Here is an 18,311-nt window from a genome sequence, read left to right on the forward strand (position 1 = left end):
GAAGTTCAAGAATCGAGGTCGGATGATGCGTACGCGTCCGCTGAAGGTGGCGCTCCTTGGCTGTGGAGTCGTCGGCTCCGAAGTAGCCCGCATCATGACGACGCACGCGGACGACCTCACAGCCAGGATCGGCGCCCCCGTCGAGCTCGCGGGCGTGGCCGTGCGCCGTCCCGACCGCGTGCGCGCCGGCATCGACCCCGCGCTGGTCACCACCGACGCCACCGCCCTGGTCAAACGGGGCGACATCGACGTCGTGGTCGAGGTCATCGGCGGCATCGAGCCGGCCCGCACCCTGATCACCACCGCTTTCGAGCACGGCGCTTCGGTCGTCTCCGCGAACAAGGCGCTGCTCGCCCAGGACGGCGCCGCCCTGCACAAGGCGGCCGAGGACCACGGCGAGGACCTGTACTACGAGGCCGCCGTGGCCGGCGCGATCCCGCTGATCCGCCCGCTGCGCGAGTCCCTCGCGGGCGACAAGGTCAACCGGGTCCTCGGCATCGTGAACGGCACCACGAACTTCATCCTCGACAAGATGGACTCCTCGGGTGCCGGCTACCAGGAGGCCCTCGACGAGGCCACCGCCCTGGGCTACGCCGAGGCCGACCCGACCGCCGACGTCGAGGGCTTCGACGCCGCCGCCAAGGCCGCGATCCTGGCCGGCATCGCCTTCCACACCCGCGTACGCCTGGACGATGTGTACCGCGAGGGCATGACCGAGGTGACCGCCGCCGACTTCGCCTCCGCGCGCCAGATGGGCTGCACCATCAAGCTGCTCGCGATCTGCGAGCGCGCCGAGGACGGCGAGTCCGTCACGGCTCGCGTGCACCCGGCGATGATCCCGCTCAGCCACCCCCTCGCCTCCGTCCGCGAGGCGTACAACGCGGTCTTCGTCGAGTCGGAGGCCGCCGGACAGCTGATGTTCTACGGGCCCGGCGCCGGCGGCGCGCCCACCGCGTCCGCGGTGCTCGGCGATCTCGTGGCCGTCTGCCGCAACAAGCTCGACGGGTCCACCGGACCCGGCGAATCCGCGTACACCCGCCTCCCGGTCAGCCCGATGGGCGAGGTCGTCACGCGCTACCACATCAGCCTCGACGTGGCCGACAAGCCGGGTGTCCTCGCCCAGGTCGCGACGGTCTTCGCCGAGCACGGCGTATCGATCGATACGGTCCGTCAGTCGGGGAAGGACGGCGAGGCGAGCCTCGTCGTCGTCACCCACCGCGCGTCCGACGCGTCCCTTTCCGGGGTCGTCGAGGCGTTGCGCAAGCTCGACACCGTGCGGGGTGTCGCCAGCATCATGCGTGTCGAAGGGGAGTAACCAGACATGACCGCCACCTCTACCGGCGCCCACCAGTGGCGCGGGATCATCGAGGAGTACCGCGACCGGCTGCCCGTCAGCGAGGCGACGCCCGTGGTCACGCTCGGCGAGGGCGGCACTCCGCTCGTACGCGCGGAGGTGCTCTCCGAACTCACCGGCTGCGAGGTCCACCTCAAGGTCGAGGGCGCCAACCCGACCGGGTCCTTCAAGGACCGCGGCATGACGATGGCGATCTCCAAGGCCAAGGAGGAGGGCGCCAAGGCCGTCATCTGCGCCTCCACCGGCAACACCTCCGCCTCCGCGGCCGCGTACGGCGGCAAGGCCGGCATGGTCAGCGCCGTCCTCGTACCGCAGGGCAAGATCGCGCTCGGCAAGATGGGCCAGGCCCTCGTGCACGGCGCGAAGATCCTGCAGGTGGACGGCAACTTCGACGACTGCCTCGTATTGGCGCGAAACTTGTCCGAGAACTACCCGGTGGCGCTGGTCAATTCGGTCAACCCGGTGCGTATCGAGGGCCAGAAGACCGCCGCGTTCGAGATCGTGGACCGCCTCGGCGACGCCCCCGACATCCATGTCCTGCCGGTGGGCAACGCGGGCAACATCACCGCGTACTGGAAGGGCTATCGCGAGTACGCGGCCGACGGCATCGCCACGCACACGCCGGTCATGTGGGGCTTCCAGGCCTCCGGCGCCAACCCGATCGTGCGCAAGGAGATCGTGAAGGACCCCTCCACGATCGCCACCGCGATCCGGATCGGCAACCCGGCCTCCTGGCAGTACGCGGAGGCCGCGCGCGACGAGTCGGGCGGCTTCATCGACGATGTGACCGACCGTCAGATCCTGCGCGCCTACAAGCTGTTGGCCTCCCGCGAGGGTGTCTTCGTGGAGCCCGCCTCGGCCGCCTCCGTGGCCGGTCTGCTCAAGGCCGCCGAGGACGGCAGGCTCGGCAAGGGGCAGCGCATCGTCTGCACCGTCACGGGCAACGGTCTCAAGGACCCGGACTGGGCCGTCGCGGGCGCTCCGCAGCCGGTCACCGTCCCGGTCGACGCGGCCGCCGCCGCCGAACGGCTGGGTCTCGCCTAGCACTTGAGGACCTGGGGCATACGCCTCAAGTCCGCGCAGGGGGTGCACAAGGGGCTTGCGACACGCATCGTGCGCCTCCTGTGCGCCCTATGTCGCCACAGAACCTTCCTTCGATAGGCTGTACCAAACCCGCCCGCCGCATATGCCAGTCGTGAGCGGCCGTGCCGCCTGTTGTCGGCCTCCGGGTGCCGGAACCTCTCCCGTACGTACCTCTCGTACAGCCGGAGAAGTCCCGGCGAACCCCAGCACCACCGTGAGCAATCCCGCAGTACGAGCAAGGAGAGTCAGCGAGCGATGGCCGGTCCCGCCTTCCGCGCCGCCGCCGTAAGGGTGCGCGTCCCCGCCACCAGCGCAAACCTCGGCCCGGGCTTCGACGCCCTGGGCCTCGCGCTGGGGCTCTACGACGATGTCGTCGTGCGCGTGGCCGACTCCGGTCTGCACGTGGACATCGCGGGCGAAGGAGCGGAGACCCTGCCGCGCGACGAGTCGCATCTGCTCGTACGCGCGCTGCGCACCGCGTTCGACCTGCTCGGTGGACAGCCGCGCGGCCTCGAGGTCGTCTGCGCCAACCGCATCCCGCACGGCCGCGGCCTCGGCTCCTCCTCGGCCGCCATCTGCGCCGGCATCATGGCCGCCCGCGCCGTGACCATAGGCGGCGACGCCAAGCTCGACGACACCGCGCTGCTCGAGCTCGCCACCGAGATCGAGGGCCACCCCGACAACGTCGCGCCCTGCCTGCTCGGCGGCTTCACCCTGGCCTGGATGGACGCGGGCGCGGCCCGCGCGATCCGGCTCGACCCGGCCGACTCCGTCGTTCCGGTGGTCTTCGTCCCGTCCAGGCCCGTCCTCACCGAAACGGCACGCGGCCTGCTGCCGCGCAGCGTCCCGCACGTCGACGCGGCCGCCAACGCGGGCCGCGCGGCCCTGCTCGTCGAGGCCCTGACCAGGCGCCCCGAGCTGCTGCTGCCCGCCACCGAGGACCGTCTGCACCAGGAGTACCGCGCCCCGGCCATGCCGGAGAGCGCCGCCCTGGTGGAGCGGCTGCGCGCCGACGGCGTGCCCGCAGTGATCTCCGGCGCGGGCCCCACGGTGCTCGCGCTGGTCGATGAAGCGACGGCCGACAAGGTCGCCCAGGTCGCCGGCGAGGGGTGGGCGGCCAACCGTCTGGCCCTTGATTCCGGCGGAGCGAGCGTGTTGCCGCTTGCGTCCTGACACACGTATGCCGGAGCAGGAGAGGGGGAATGTTTGTTGGATCCGGTAGTGTTAACCTCAAGTCTGCACCCGACGTATGAATGGCGTGGTGCTTCCTGTCCCGTCTCGGGACAACCCTCCTTCCGGGAGCTTCCCCAACTGCTCTGTGCACTGCACTGACCTTTGGCGAGCACGCTCCGGAACCGGTGTGACCCAGCCCAGTGACACAGCACGTACGGGTGGCACAGCTTCGGGAATCGCCGTCACCACAGACTCTTCCGCCGCTTGAGGCGGGACCACCGCCCCGGCAGGTCCGTACCTGAGGACCACCGCCGGACAGCACAACCGGTCGCCGAGCCAGACAGGCCGACGTCCGCTCCAGGGAAGGACCCTTCGTGAGCGACACCACCGATCTGATGGGCGTGAGTGACAGCGCCGCGCCCGCCACGGACGCCTCTGCCGCGCCCACCACGCGGCGGCGCCGCGGTACCGGCCTCGAGGGCATGGTGCTGGCCGAGCTGCAGCAGGTCGCATCGGGCCTCGGGATCAGGGGCACGGCGCGGATGCGCAAGAGCCAGCTGATCGAGGTCATCAAGGAAGCTCAGGCCGGCGGCTCCGCCCCGGCGAAGGCGTCGGGGGACAGCAGCACCGAGTCCAAGCCGAAGCGCCGGGCGACCTCCAAGGCCCGCACGGACGCGGCCGCCGCCGAGAAGCCGGCCGCCGCCGAGGAGAAGGCCGTCGAGGCCTCCGCTCCCAAGCAGATCGAGATTCCGGGTCAGCCGGCCTCCGACGACGCTCCCGTCGAACGCCGCCGCCGTCGTGCCACCGCCGACGCCGGCAGCCCGGAGACCGTGACCGCCGAGGCCAAGGGCGAGACCAGGACCGAGGCGAAGTCCGAGCAGGCCTCCGACAAGTCCGAGGCCAAGGGCGAGGACAACGCCGAGGGCCGTCGTGAGCGCGGCAACCGCCGTGACCGTGACCGCGGTCGGGACCGCAACCGCGACGAGCAGGGCGGCAAGCAGCAGGGCCAGCGTCAGCAGGGCGGCGGCCGGCAGGACCGCCAGGACCGGTCGGACCGACAGGACCGTCAGGACCGCAACAACGGCCCGCAGGACGACGACGACTTCGAGGGCGGACGCCGCGGTCGCCGGGGCCGCTACCGCGACCGCCGTGGGCGCCGTGGCCGTGACGAGATGGGCGGCCCCGACGTCCAGGTCTCCGAGGACGACGTCCTGATCCCCGTCGCGGGCATCCTCGACATCCTCGACAACTACGCCTTCATCCGTACGTCGGGCTACCTGCCGGGCCCCAACGACGTCTACGTCTCGCTCGCCCAGGTCCGTAAGAACGGTCTGCGCAAGGGCGATCACGTCACCGGTGCGGTGCGCCAGCCGAAGGAAGGCGAGCGCCGCGAGAAGTTCAACGCGCTCGTGCGCCTCGACTCCGTGAACGGCATGGCGCCCGAATCGGGCCGCGGCCGCCCGGAGTTCAACAAGCTCACCCCGCTGTACCCGCAGGACCGCCTCCGCCTGGAGACGGACCCGGGCGTACTGACCACCCGCATCATCGACCTCGTGTCGCCGATCGGTAAGGGCCAGCGCGGTCTGATCGTGGCTCCGCCGAAGACCGGTAAGACCATGATCATGCAGGCGGTCGCCAACGCGATCACGCACAACAACCCCGAGTGCCACCTGATGGTCGTCCTGGTCGACGAGCGTCCGGAAGAGGTCACCGACATGCAGCGCTCGGTCAAGGGCGAGGTCATCTCCTCGACCTTCGACCGTCCGGCCGAGGACCACACCACGGTCGCGGAGCTCGCCATCGAGCGCGCCAAGCGCCTCGTCGAGCTGGGCCACGACGTCGTCGTGCTGCTCGACTCGATCACGCGTCTGGGCCGTGCGTACAACCTGGCGGCGCCGGCTTCCGGCCGCATCCTGTCCGGTGGTGTCGACTCGACCGCCCTGTACCCGCCGAAGCGCTTCTTCGGTGCGGCCCGCAACATCGAGGACGGCGGCTCGCTGACCATCCTCGCCACCGCTCTGGTGGACACCGGGTCCCGCATGGACGAGGTGATCTTCGAGGAGTTCAAGGGCACCGGCAACATGGAGCTCAAGCTCGACCGCAAGCTCGCGGACAAGCGCATCTTCCCGGCGGTGGACGTGGACGCGTCCGGTACCCGTAAGGAAGAAATCCTCATGGGCAGCGATGAGCTGGGTGTCGTCTGGAAGCTGCGCCGGGTGCTGCACGCGCTCGACCAGCAGCAGGCGATCGAGCTGCTCCTGGACAAGATGAAGCAGACGAAGTCCAACGCGGAGTTCCTGCTCCAGATCCAGAAGACGACCCCGGGCATGGGCAACGGCAACAACGACTGATCTCTACTGAGGTCAGAAGTCCCAACTGCCCCGGAAATCCCGGAAATCCGCCCCGTCACTCGAGTGACGGGGCGGATTTCTGCATGTAATATCGGCCAGCCGTTCCCATCCCCCCACGCGGCACTCTCTGAAATCCCTTGAATTGCAGGAGAATTGCGTGCGTATGTCGCGTCACGGCAGACCAGTGAAGAAGATGCGCAGACTCATATCCGCGGGTGTCGCGGCTCTGGCTCTGCTCGGGGGAGGTCTGGCCCTTACTGCTCAGGCCGAGGAAAGCGGGCCGCAGTTCCTGCCGCCGAAGGGCGTGGAGGTGGTCGAGACGGCCTCGGCGTCCCCGAAGATCATCGGCGGTACCTCGACCTCGCACAGCAGCGCGCCCTGGATGGTGCAGCTCCTCTTCGAGTGGGATAACGACGGCCTCTACTACTTCACCTGCGGCGGCACCCTCATTGCCCCGAACAAGGTGCTCACGGCGGCACATTGCGTCACCGACGAGAACGGCGTCATGGACTACGCGGGCCGGGGCTTGGTCCTCGGCGGTACCGCAAAGTTGGTCGGCGGGACCGGCAGTGACCGCGAAGGGACGGCGGTCAACGTCTCCCGCGTGTACCGTGCGGGCTCCTACAACCCGGCCACGATCGACAACGACGTCGCGGTGCTGACGCTGTCGAAGCCGCTCCCGTACAAGACGGCTCAGCCCGCTTCGTACGGCGACACGGCTCGCTACGCCGCCGGAACCACCGCCACCACCTACGGCTGGGGTCTGACCACGGGTGACGCGGACACCGGTCGGCTCGCGAACGTCCTGCAGCGCCTCGACCAGCCCCTGCGCTCCGACGCCGAGTGCGCGACGGGCCTGACTGGGCCGGGTGATCCGGTCCAGTACAAGCCCGGCCACATGATCTGCGCCGGCGCGGGCGGCACGGGCGATGACACGACCGGCACGGGCACCTGCAAGGGAGACTCCGGCGGTCCCCTGATCGTCAGCGGCCGCATCGTCGGCATCACTTCCTGGGGACCGATCCAGGGAACGCGGGTATGCAACGTCACCGGTACGTACGACGCCTACACCAAGGTCTCGACGTACTCCCCGGCCATCCAGCCGCGTATCAACGACACCAACTTCAGCCGGGACACGAAGGCCGACATCTTCGCCCGCACCACCGGCAGCACCGGCTACACCTACACCTCGCTCGGTGAGTCGCTCGCCGCGCGCAAGACCTTCCCGGGCTCGTACAGCGCGTACAACTTCATCGTGCAGACGGACCTGAACCGGGACGGCTACGAGGACCTGATCGCGCGTGAGGCTTCGACGGGCAACGTCTACTGGCTGCACCGCTCGGTCAGCAGCTCCACGTATGTGAAGACGAAGATCTTCAGCAGCTGGAAGACGGTGCGCGCCTTCGCCGCTCCTGGCGATGTGAACAGCGACGGCAAGGGCGACATCGTCGCCGTGACGTCGACCGGTGACCTGATGGTGTACCCGAGCTACGGCAACGGCACGTTCGCCACGGCGACCAAGGCGGCAACCGGCTACCAGGTCTACAACCAGGTCCGCGGCAACGGTGACTACACCAACGACGGCAAGTCCGACCTGCTGGTCCGGCGCGGTGGCACCAACGACCTGTACCTGGTCAAGGGCACCGGCAAGTCCACCGCTCCGTTCGAGGCGCCCGTGAAGGTGCGCTCCAACTGGGCGGCGTACAACCTGCTCGTCACCCCCGGTGATGTGAACGGGGACGGCAAGGCCGACCTCGTCGCCCGCTCGACCAGCGGCTCGCTGTACCTCCTGAAGGGCACCGGAAAGGGCACCACGGAGATCTTCGCCCCGTCGGTGAAGCTCAACAGCGGCTGGGGCTCGATGTACACCGTCGCCTGACATTCAGGCCGGAAACGCACAGCACACAGCACGTCCGCCGGCGCCCCCGTCACGACTCGTGGCGGGGGCGCCGGTGCGTGTGCGGCCGGGACTTCGGTCCTTCGCGGCGGTCACGGAGAGGTCACACCGCGAGACCTTCGCCACAGAATCCGCCCCCGCTAGTCCTTTCGGCCGGCTGTGGGAAACTGGATGAAATAGCAGGTGAACGCAGGTTTTCCGGACTGTGATGTGGGAACTCGGCCCTGAGCCCCGGCACAGCCCGTTCACGGCTCGCTCTTAAGAACCTCTTATGACCCTGTGCAACCCTTTTTGCGGACAGGACGTCTGACATATGGCGGACCGAGGACTGAGGAGCACATGCCCGACGCGAGCGACACCACCCCCGAGAACGCCGGACCGGCCAGCGGCCGGCGCGGCGCCAAGGGGCGTCGGCGCAAGCCCCGCAGCACCCGCCGCAAGGCCCTGGTGATCACGGCCTGGACCGCGGCGGGCGTCGTCGTGCTCGGCGGCGCCGGGCTCGGCTACCTCTATTACAAGTTCAACGGGAATCTGCACGGCGTCGACATCAATGCGGCGCTCGGCACCGACCGCCCCGAGGACGTCGACAACGGTTCGATGGACATTCTCGTCCTCGGCTCGGACTCCCGCGCCGGTGACAATGCGAAGTACGGCGGCGGCGACGGCGAGAGCGCCCGTTCGGACACGGCGATGATCCTGCACGTGTACGAGGGCCACAAGAAGGCGAGCATCGTCTCCATCCCCAGGGACACCCTCGTCACCCGGCCCGCGTGCACCACGAACAACGGCGGCACCGACCCCGGTGGCAAGCGCCAGATGTTCAACGAGTCGTACTCGGTCGGCGGCCCGGCCTGCGCCGTGAAGACCGTCGAGTCCATGTCGGGCATCCGCATGGACCACTACGTCGAGGTCGACTTCTCCGGCTTCAAGAAGCTGATCAACACCCTCGGTGGCGTGGACATCACCACCACCAAGGCGATATCCGACCCCGACAGCCATCTGAACCTCCCGGCCGGCGAGCACACGCTCGACGGTGAGCAGGCGCTCGGCCTGGTCCGCACCCGGCATGCCGTCGGCGACGGCGGAGACCTGGGCCGAATACAGCTGCAGCAGGCCTTCATCAAGGCCCTGATCAACCAGATCAAGGACGTCGGGGTGTTCTCCAGCCCCAAGAAGCTGTACGACCTCGCGGACACCGCCACCAAGGCCACCACCGTCGACTCCGACCTCGACTCGGTGAACCGTCTGATCGGTTTCGCCAACGGGCTGAAGACGATCGACGCCAAGGACATGCACATGGTCACGATGCCGGTGATCTACGACCCGGCCGACCCGAACCGTGTGGTGCCGCTCGAGAAGCAGTCCCAGATGGTCTGGGACGCGCTCAAGGCCGACAAGCCCATCCCCGCCGCGGCCACCAAGGACTCGGCCGGCGACAAGGGCGATGCCGGGTCCTACGTGAACAGCAACTGATCCGCGACCTGTGACGGTGCCTGATCCCCGTATCGCACCGACTGCCGTCAAGACCGCCTGACCAGCCAAAACGCTCCCGGGAATACCTGGGCCCCCGCCCCGGTTTTGGGAGATACGGCCAGTCCTGGCAAACTGGTACGTCGGCCCCGGTTCACGCACCCGCATCCCGCGTCTGCGACCCGGTGCCCTCCCGAAACTAGGAGACACCCTTGAAGCGCGACATCCACCCCGAGTACGTCGAGACGCAGGTCAGCTGCACCTGTGGCGCGTCGTTCACCACGCACAGCACGATCTCGTCGGGCACCATCCGTGCCGAGGTCTGCTCCGAGTGCCACCCGTTCTACACGGGCAAGCAGAAGATCCTCGACACCGGTGGCCGTGTGGCCCGCTTCGAGGCCCGCTTCGGCAAGGCCGGCTCCGCCAAGAAGTAGCGAGCCCCAGCGCCGGTCCTCGGTCGCACCCCTCGTGGGGGCGACCGGGGCCGGCGTTTTTCTCGCTCAGCCCACTTTCCGCACGAAAACAGGAGCCCGGAGATGTTCGAGGCGGTCGAGGACCTCATCGGCGAGCACGCCGATCTGGAGAAGAAGCTCGCCGACCCGTCGGTGCACGCGGACCAGGCCAACGCGCGCAAGCTCAACAAGCGCTATGCCGAGCTGACCCCGATCGTGGCCACGTACCGCTCCTGGAAGCAGCTGGGCGAGGACATCGAGACCGCGAAGGAGTACGCGGCCGACGATCCGGACTTCGCGGCCGAGGCCAAGGATCTGACGCAGCAGCGCGAGGAGACCACCGAGAAGCTGCGCCTTCTCCTGGTCCCGCGCGACCCGTCGGACGACAAGGACGTACTCCTGGAGATCAAGGCCGGCGCGGGCGGCGACGAGTCCGCGCTGTTCGCCGGTGACCTCCTGCGCATGTATCTGCGGTACGCGGAGCGGGTGGGCTGGAAGACCGAGATCATCGACTCCACGGAGTCCGAGCTCGGCGGCTACAAGGACGTCCAGGTCGCCGTGAAGACCAAGGGCGGCAACGGGGCGACCGAGCCCGGCCAGGGCGTCTGGGCGCGCCTGAAGTACGAGGGCGGGGTGCACCGCGTGCAGCGCGTGCCCGCGACCGAGTCCCAGGGCCGTATCCACACCTCCGCGGCCGGTGTGCTCGTCACGCCCGAGGCCGAGGAGGTCGACGTCGAGATCAACATGAACGATCTGCGGATCGACGTGTACCGCTCGTCGGGCCCCGGCGGCCAGTCCGTCAACACCACCGACTCCGCCGTCCGCATCACGCACGTCCCCACCGGTGTGGTCGCTTCCTGCCAGAACGAGAAGAGCCAGCTCCAGAACAAGGAGCAGGCCATGCGTATCCTGCGCTCCAGGCTGCTTGCCGCCGCGCAGGAGGAGGCCGAGTCCAAGGCGGCGGACGCCCGCCGCAGCCAGGTCCGCACCGTGGACCGCTCCGAGAAGATCCGCACGTACAACTATCCGGAGAACCGGATCTCCGACCACCGCGTGGGCTTCAAGGCGTACAACCTGGACCAGGTGCTCGACGGAGACCTCGACGCGATGATCCAGGCCTGTGTGGACGCGGACGCGGCGGCCAAGCTGGCCGACGCCTCGTAACGCGGACGACGCGGACCAGACAGACGGCTCAGACCAGGCATACGGCTCATACGGCTTTCGCGATACGGCTGTGAATCCCAGGAAGGACGGCGCGTGAACCTTCTGCTCGCCGAGGTGGCCCAGGCCACCCAGCGGCTGGCCGACGCCGGTGTGCCCTCGCCGCGCTTCGACGCGGAAGAGCTCGCCGCGTATGTGCACGGCGTCAAGCGTGGAGAGCTGCACAACGTCAAGGACGGCGACTTCGACGCGCGCTACTGGGAGGTCATCTCCCGGCGCGAGGCCCGCGAACCGCTGCAGCACATCACCGGCCGCGCCTTCTTCCGCTACCTCGAACTGCAGGTCGGGCCAGGGGTGTTCGTGCCACGGCCCGAGACCGAGTCCGTGGTCGGCTGGGCCATAGACGCGGTGCGCGCGATGGATGTGGTCGAGCCGCTGATCGTGGACCTGTGCACCGGGTCGGGAGCCATCGCGCTCGCCCTCGCGCAGGAGGTGCCGCGCTCGCGCGTGCACGCGGTCGAACTGTCCGAGGACGCGCTCGTGTGGACCCGTAAGAACGTCGAGGGCTCCCGGGTCGATCTGCGCCAGGGCGACGCCCGTGACGCCTTCACGGACCTGGACGGCCAGGTCGATCTGGTGATCTCCAACCCGCCGTACATCCCGCTCACCGAATGGGAGTATGTGGCGCCCGAGGCACGGGACTACGATCCCGAACTCGCGCTCTTCTCCGGCGAGGACGGCCTCGACCTGATCCGCGGGATCGAGCGCACCGCACACCGGCTCCTGCGCCCGGGCGGCGTCGTCGTGATCGAGCACGCCGACACCCAGGGCGGCCAGGTGCCGTGGATCTTCACCGAGGAGCGGGGCTGGGCGGACGCGGCCGACCACCCCGACCTCAACAACCGGCCTCGCTTCGCCACCGCCCGCAAGGCGATGCCGTGATGACTGTTCCGCTGACATTCCTGCTGCGTACGTACGACGAAGGGGCTGGGGAGTAATGGCACGGCGATACGACACGAACGACGCGACCGACCGCGCCACCGGCCTGCGCGAGGCCGGCTCCGCCGTGCGCCGCGGCGAGCTCGTCGTGCTGCCCACCGACACCGTGTACGGCATCGGGGCGGACGCGTTCAGCTCGGAGGCCGTGGTCGATCTGCTCGCGGCCAAGGGGCGTGGCCGCAATATGCCCACGCCCGTTCTGATCGGCTCCCCGAACACCCTGCACGGCCTGGTCACCGACTTCTCGGAGAAGGCCTGGGAGCTCGTCGACGCGTTCTGGCCCGGCGCCCTGACCCTGGTCGCCAAGCACCAGCCGTCGCTGCAGTGGGACCTCGGCGACACCCGGGGCACCGTCGCGATCCGGATGCCGCTGCACCCGGTCGCCATCGAACTGCTCACCGAGGTCGGCCCGATGGCCGTCTCCTCCGCCAACCTCACCGGCCACCCGGCGCCCGAGGACTGCGACGCCGCGCAGGAGATGCTCGGCGACTCGGTCTCCGTGTACCTGGACGGCGGGCCGACGCCCGGCATCGTGCCCTCCTCGATCGTCGATGTGACCGGCAAGACGCCGGTGCTGCTGCGGGCCGGTGCGCTGAGCGCCGAAGAGCTGCGCAAGGTGGTACCCGACCTCGAGGTGGCGAATTGACGGCCCCTGAGGGGCGTGGCATAGCGGCTTCTTCGAGCTTCACGGGCTTCTCGACCGTCGAAGGCCCTGCAGAAACCTTCCGCATCCTCCACGTCAGCACCGGCAACGTGTGCCGCTCGCCGATGACCGAGCGGCTGACGCGGCATGCCCTGACGCACCGGATCGGGCCCGAGGCCGCCGGCGGCCTGATCGTGGAGAGCGCGGGGACCTGGGGCCACGAAGGGGCCCCGATGGAGGCGAACGCGGCGACCGTGCTCGGCGAATTCGGGGCGGACGCCTCGGGGTTCGTGGGGCGCGAGCTGCTCGACGAGCACGTCATCCGGGCCGACCTGGTGCTCACGGCCACGCGCGACCACCGCGCGCAGGTCATCTCGATGGGGCACTCCGCGGGCCTGCGGACCTTCACCCTGAAGGAGTTCACCCGTCTCGTACGGGCCATAGATCCGGCGACCCTGCCCGACCCTCTCGACGAAGGCGTGGTCGAACGCGCCCGTGCCCTGGTCCGTGCTGCCGCGGCTCTACGCGGGTGGCTCCTCGCCCCGTCCATCGAGGCAGACGAGGTCCACGACCCGTACGGAGCGCCGCTGACGTACTTCCGCTCGGTGGGCGACGAGATCAACCAGGCGCTCGAGCCCGTGGTGACGGCGCTCACGGGGCTGACGGCGCACGCCTGACACGTACGTCGTGGCGGCTCGCCTGACGTACGCCGTGACGAACGCCGGACGCCGGCTGCGGGGTACGCCGGACGCCGGCCGTGGCGCACTCCTGACGCAGCCCGAGGGGCACTTCGCCCGTGCGTCGACCGCATGTCCGCAGACACCGCGCGAGCACCCGCGCCCGCCCCTACATTGGAAAGTGCCGCCACACCCCACCCTCGGGCCCGGAGCCGCACATGTCGGTCACCACTGCAGCCAGCATCAGCGGAGCGTCCACGGGGATCGACGCCCTGCGTCGGCAGGACCCCGAGCTCGCCGAGATCCTGCTCGCCGAACTCGAGCGCCAGAGCAGCGGACTCCAGCTGATCGCCGCCGAGAACTTCACCTCGCCCGCGGTGCTCACCGCGCTCGGCTCACCGCTCGCAAACAAGTACGCCGAGGGCTATCCCGGCAACCGCCACCACGGCGGCTGCGAGCTGGTGGACGTCGCCGAACGGGTCGCGGTGGACCGGGCGAAGGCCCTGTTCGGCGCCGAGCACGCCAATGTGCAGCCCCACTCCGGATCCTCGGCCGTCCTCGCCGCGTACGCCGCGCTCCTGCGCCCCGGCGACAAGGTGCTCGCCATGGGTCTGCCGCACGGCGGCCATCTGACCCACGGCTCGCCCGCCAACTTCTCAGGGCGCTGGTTCGACTTCATCGGATACGGGGTGGACGAGGAGAGCGGACTGCTCGACCACGAGCGGGTACGGGAGCTCGCCGTCACCCACAGGCCCAAGGCGATCGTCTGCGGCTCCATCTCGTATCCGCGCCATCTCGACTACGCGGCCTTCCGCGAGATCGCCGACGAGGTGGGCGCGTATCTGATCGCCGACGCCGCGCATCCGATCGGTCTCGTCGCCGGGGGAGCGGCGCCCAACCCCGTGCCGTACGCGGATGTCGTCTGTGCCACCACGCACAAGGTCCTGCGCGGCCCCCGCGGCGGCATGCTCCTGTGCGGCGAGGAGCTCGCCGAGCGGGTGGACCGGGCGGTGTTCCCGTTCACCCAGGGCGGCGCCCAGATGCACACCATCGCCGCCAAGGCCGTCGCCTTCGGCGAGGCGGCGACACCGGCCTTCACCGCGTACGCCCATCAGGTGGTCGCCAACGCCCGGGTGCTCGCCGACTGCCTCGCCGCCGAGGGCTTCGCGATCACCACCGGCGGCACGGACACCCACCTCGTGATCGCCGACCCGACCCCGCTCGGCTTCGACGCCAAAGAGGCCAGGGGGCTGCTCGCCGGCGCGGGCGTCGTCCTCGACACATGTGCGCTGCCTCACGGCGAGGTACGCGGGCTGCGCCTGGGCACGGCGGCCGTCACCACACAGGGCATGGGCGAGGTGGAGATGGCGCGGATCGCCGGGTTCTTCGGTGCCGCGCTGCGCGGAACGCAGGAGCCGCAGGGCCGGACCGTACGCGAAGAAGTGCGGGAATTGGTGCGGAGGTTTCCGCCCTACACCGGCTAGTACGGGGTAGACGCGGGGCCAGACACAGTCAAGCGTGCAACCATCGTCGCTACCCGAAAGTCCCCAACCGTATGCCACCGAAGCTAGGGTGTGGGGCTGAGATGGCCAGCGATACCTGTGGGGAAGCCCGTGCGTGAATATTTGCTGACGCTCTGCGTCACGGCCGCGGTGACCTATCTGCTGACCGGGCCGGTGCGGAAGTTCGCCATCGTCGCCGGGGCGATGCCCGAGATCCGTGCGCGCGACGTGCACCGCGAACCGACGCCGCGGCTCGGCGGTATCGCCATGTTCTTCGGCCTGTGCGCCGGTCTGCTGGTCGCCGATCATCTGGAGAACCTCAACGAGGTCTTCGAGAACTCCAACGAACCCAGGGCCCTGCTCTCCGGCGCGGCCCTGATCTGGCTGGTCGGTGTCCTCGACGACAAGTTCGAGATCGACGCCCTGATCAAGCTGGGCGCCCAGATGATCGCGGCGGGCGTGATGGTCATGCAGGGTCTGACGATCCTGTGGCTGCCCATCCCCGGTATCGGCTCGGTCTCGCTGACCCAGTGGCAGGGCACGCTGCTCACGGTCGCCCTGGTCGTGATCACCATCAACGCCGTCAACTTCGTGGACGGTCTCGACGGACTCGCGGCCGGCATGGTCTGCATCGCGGCGACCGCGTTCTTCATGTACGCGTATCGCATGTGGTACGGCTACGGCATCGAGGCCGCCGCACCCGCCACGCTCTTCGCCGCGATCCTCATGGGCATGTGCCTGGGCTTCCTGCCGCACAACATGCATCCCGCGCGGATCTTCATGGGCGACTCGGGCTCGATGCTCATCGGCCTCGTGCTCGCCGGCGGTGCGATCTCTATCACCGGCCAGGTAGACCCGGACGCCCTCAAGGTGTTCGCGGGCTCCGAGCGCGCGGCCGTGCACCAGACGGTGCCCGTCTACATCCCGCTCCTTCTGCCGCTCACGATCATCGCGGTGCCGATGGCCGACCTCGTCCTCGCGATCGTCCGGCGCACATGGAACGGCCAGTCGCCGTTCGCCGCCGACCGCGGACATCTGCACCACCGGCTCCTGGAGATCGGACATTCGCACAGCCGCGCGGTGCTGATCATGTACTTCTGGTCGGCCCTGATCGCCTTCGGCGCGGTCCTTTACTCCGTTCACTCGGCGTCCATGTGGATTGTCCTGGCGATCGTGGCACTGAGCGCGGTCGGTCTCGTGCTGCTCCTGTTGCCGCGCTTCACGCCCAGGACGCCCAGCTGGGCCGAGGCCTTCGTACCGCCGCGCTACCGCCGCCGCAGGGCCGGTTCCGTCGTATACGAGAGTGAGCGGCCGGCCGGCGAGGAGGAGCAGCCGACGCCGGTGGCCGCAGGTGTGGGCCGGGTCAACGGGGCGACGGCGGTGGGCGGCCGGAGCCGCTTCAAGGACCGCCTGCACACGTAGGGAATCCCACACAGCGGCCTCAGAAGTCACAGCAAAACGGTCATGGAAATTTGCGCAATAGCAGACATTGGGCCCAAAGTCCCGCCCAGACGCGCGCGTTACCTCTCATGTGTGACGGCCAGCACACTTCGCAGGTAAAGACCTCATCAAATAGTTTGTGATACGGTTCACGAGATCCCGGGGTAGAGCCGAAAGACCGTAGTGCGACGGTCTGTTGGCCGAAAGCTCGATCGTTGCCCGGGTCTACGCTCGACCATGACGACACTCGTCCCCAGCAAGTAAGCGGAGCTGCCGCCATGCCGTCTCTCGACGCACGCATCCTCCTGCCCATCGCCCTTCCAACCGCCGCCGTCGGTGCAGTCACCGCGGTCGTCGGTGGAGTGATCGATGGTGGTACGGGGGCACTTGGCGGTGTCATCGGCGCGCTTGTGGTGATCGTCTTCATGGGCGCCGGAATTCTCGGCCTGCAGTACACGGCCAAACACTGGCCAAGTCTGTTCCAGGCAATGGGTCTTGCGCTCTATGTGACGCTGCTGCTTGTGCTGTTCGTCTTCGTGGCGGTCTTCAAGGACACCACGGCGTTCAACCCCAAGGTCTTCGCGGCCGCAATCGTCGCCTGCACCCTCACCTGGGTCGTGGCGATGGCTTTCGCGCACAAGAAGGCCAAGATCTTCTACATCGACCCGGGGCACTCCGATGCCTCGAAGGGTGAGAAGACGGGCTCTTCCTCGTGAGGGGTAGGGCCGGGATAAGGACCCGTCGCAGACCCTGCTATCGTCCGGTGCCAACTGCGGCACTGCGGGCGCGGGCACTAGAGCTGACGCCTGTTCCATCGCGAGGCTCAACGCCTGATTGCCGCCCCCACATCCGAAACACCAGTCCGGTGCCGACTCGCGGCTGCGCGCCGCGCCGACACAACGAGGTTGCCGTACCTATGCGTCACGCCGAAGGAGCCCGCGGTGAGTGCTGATCAGACCCAGCTCGCCTTCGACTGGAGCTGTCGGATCATGGCCGACAACGGCTGTGGCTTCCCGGCGCCGGGCCTCCACTCGTTCCTCTTCAAGCCGATCTTCACGATCGGCGGGTTCGAGTTCAACAAGATCATGCTGCTGGCGCTGCTCAGCACGCTCGTGGTCGTCACCTTCTTCACCCTTGCCTTCGGCAAGGCGAAGGTCGTCCCCGGCAAGCTTCAGCTGCTCGGTGAGATGGGTTACGACTTCGTCCGCCGCGGCATCGTGTACGAGACCCTCGGCAAGAAGGAGGGCGAGCGCTTCGTCCCCCTGATGGTCTCGCTGTTCTTCTTCATCTGGATCATGAACATCTGGTCGGTGATCCCGCTGGCCCAGTTCCCGGTCGCGGCGAGCATCGCCTACCCGGCGGTCCTCGCGGCCATCGTGTATCTGGTGTGGGTCCCGCTGACCTTCAAGCGCCACGGCTTCGTGGGCGGCTGGAAGAACGTCACCGGTTACGACCCGTCGCTCGGCCCGATCAAGTGGCTGGTCTCGTTCATCGAGTTCTTCTCGAACCTGCTTGTGCGCCCGTTCACGCACGCGGTCCGACTCTTCGCCAACATGTTCGCCGGCCACCTGATGCTGGTGATGTTCACCGTCGCCTCCTGGTACCTCCTGAACAGCTGGCTCATCCCCGCCGCCGGTGTCTCGTTCATCATGACCATGGGGATGATCGTTTTCGAGCTTTTCGTGCAGGCCGTCCAGGCGTACGTCTTCGTGCTCCTCGCCTGCTCGTACATCCAGGGCGCCGTCTCCGAACACCACTGAGCCAGCCCCACCACGACCCCCTAGACGCCCGGTGGCCAACCCCCACCGGTCCATGAAAGAGAAGGAAGTAACGGCATGTCCGCGATCGTTGAGCTCGCCGCTCTGCAGGGTGACATCAAGGCCCTCGGCTCCATCGGCTACGGTCTCGCCGCCATCGGCCCCGGCGTCGGCGTCGGCATCGTCTTCGGTAAGGGCACCGAGGCCCTGGCCCGTCAGCCTGAAGCTGCCGGTCTGATCCGTGCCAACCAGATCCTCGGTTTCGCCTTCTGTGAGGCGCTCGCCCTCATCGGCATCGTCATGCCGTTCGTCTACGGCTCCTGATCGCCTGAGACGAACAGCCCCACCCGAC

General features: G+C 68.5%; 16 protein-coding genes. All 16 read left to right on the forward strand.

The genetic code is table 11. The features are described 5' to 3' along the window. Window positions 1-22: 22 nt before the first annotated feature. The 16 genes from ABT367_RS10055 to atpE all read left to right on the forward strand — a co-directional run bounded on the left by ABT367_RS10055 (window position 23) and on the right by atpE (window position 18,283). Window positions 23-1,315 carry a homoserine dehydrogenase gene (locus tag ABT367_RS10055; protein WP_165331970.1) on the forward strand — a complete coding sequence of 431 codons (1,293 nt, stop codon included), beginning with the start codon at window positions 23-25 and terminating at the stop codon, window positions 1,313-1,315. 6 nt (window positions 1,316-1,321) lie between these two features. Further along, window positions 1,322-2,398, forward strand: a complete 1,077-nt coding sequence (gene thrC / locus ABT367_RS10060; protein ID WP_352251481.1) for a threonine synthase — start codon at window positions 1,322-1,324, stop codon at window positions 2,396-2,398. A gap of 294 nt (window positions 2,399-2,692) precedes the next feature. After that, window positions 2,693-3,610, forward strand: a complete 918-nt coding sequence (gene thrB, locus ABT367_RS10065) for a homoserine kinase (RefSeq protein ID WP_352251483.1) — start codon at window positions 2,693-2,695, stop codon at window positions 3,608-3,610. Window positions 3,611-3,984: 374 nt separating this feature from the next. After that, window positions 3,985-5,961 carry a transcription termination factor Rho gene (gene rho / locus ABT367_RS10070; RefSeq protein WP_352251485.1) on the forward strand — a complete coding sequence of 659 codons (1,977 nt, stop codon included), beginning with the start codon at window positions 3,985-3,987 and terminating at the stop codon, window positions 5,959-5,961. Window positions 5,962-6,124: 163 nt separating this feature from the next. Next, the gene (locus tag ABT367_RS10075) at window positions 6,125-7,840 is read left to right on the forward strand and encodes a trypsin-like serine protease (RefSeq protein WP_352251555.1); all 1,716 of its coding nucleotides are present in this window, start codon (window positions 6,125-6,127) and stop codon (window positions 7,838-7,840) included. 357 nt (window positions 7,841-8,197) lie between these two features. Further along, entirely contained in the window at window positions 8,198-9,331 is a 1,134-nt protein-coding gene (locus ABT367_RS10080) for an LCP family protein (RefSeq protein ID WP_352251487.1), read from the forward strand. A 209-nt stretch (window positions 9,332-9,540) separates the two neighbouring features. Beyond that, window positions 9,541-9,762: a 50S ribosomal protein L31 gene (rpmE, locus tag ABT367_RS10085; protein WP_352251489.1), complete on the forward strand. Its 222-nt coding sequence runs from the start codon at window positions 9,541-9,543 to the stop codon at window positions 9,760-9,762. A 102-nt stretch (window positions 9,763-9,864) separates the two neighbouring features. Then, a complete protein-coding gene (gene prfA, locus ABT367_RS10090) occupies window positions 9,865-10,944 on the forward strand; it encodes a peptide chain release factor 1 (RefSeq protein WP_352251491.1) in 1,080 nt (359 codons plus the stop codon). A gap of 93 nt (window positions 10,945-11,037) precedes the next feature. Further along, the gene (prmC, locus tag ABT367_RS10095; protein ID WP_165331962.1) at window positions 11,038-11,883 is read left to right on the forward strand and encodes a peptide chain release factor N(5)-glutamine methyltransferase; all 846 of its coding nucleotides are present in this window, start codon (window positions 11,038-11,040) and stop codon (window positions 11,881-11,883) included. A gap of 55 nt (window positions 11,884-11,938) precedes the next feature. Beyond that, complete coding sequence (locus ABT367_RS10100) at window positions 11,939-12,586, forward strand: L-threonylcarbamoyladenylate synthase (protein WP_352251493.1); 648 nt, start codon at window positions 11,939-11,941, stop codon at window positions 12,584-12,586. Beyond that, complete coding sequence (locus ABT367_RS10105; protein ID WP_165331960.1) at window positions 12,583-13,260, forward strand: protein-tyrosine-phosphatase; 678 nt, start codon at window positions 12,583-12,585, stop codon at window positions 13,258-13,260. The genes ABT367_RS10100 and ABT367_RS10105 overlap by 4 nt, the downstream gene beginning before the upstream one ends. Before the next feature lie 218 nt (window positions 13,261-13,478). Continuing rightward, window positions 13,479-14,744: a serine hydroxymethyltransferase gene (gene glyA, locus ABT367_RS10110; protein ID WP_352251495.1), complete on the forward strand. Its 1,266-nt coding sequence runs from the start codon at window positions 13,479-13,481 to the stop codon at window positions 14,742-14,744. 129 nt (window positions 14,745-14,873) lie between these two features. Next, window positions 14,874-16,184 (forward strand): MraY family glycosyltransferase, encoded by a 1,311-nt coding sequence (locus ABT367_RS10115; RefSeq protein WP_199545924.1) that lies wholly within the window; start codon window positions 14,874-14,876, stop codon window positions 16,182-16,184. A gap of 296 nt (window positions 16,185-16,480) precedes the next feature. Beyond that, window positions 16,481-16,918 (forward strand): hypothetical protein, encoded by a 438-nt coding sequence (locus ABT367_RS10120; protein ID WP_352251497.1) that lies wholly within the window; start codon window positions 16,481-16,483, stop codon window positions 16,916-16,918. Window positions 16,919-17,191: 273 nt separating this feature from the next. Next, entirely contained in the window at window positions 17,192-17,962 is a 771-nt protein-coding gene (gene atpB, locus ABT367_RS10125; protein ID WP_165331972.1) for a F0F1 ATP synthase subunit A, read from the forward strand. A gap of 75 nt (window positions 17,963-18,037) precedes the next feature. Then, window positions 18,038-18,283 (forward strand): ATP synthase F0 subunit C, encoded by a 246-nt coding sequence (gene atpE / locus ABT367_RS10130; RefSeq protein ID WP_352251499.1) that lies wholly within the window; start codon window positions 18,038-18,040, stop codon window positions 18,281-18,283. The last annotated feature ends 28 nt before the right edge of the window (window positions 18,284-18,311 follow it).

This window comes from Streptomyces mesophilus, assembly GCF_040300965.1.
Classification (GTDB): Bacteria; Actinomycetota; Actinomycetes; order Streptomycetales; family Streptomycetaceae; genus Streptomyces; species Streptomyces mesophilus_A.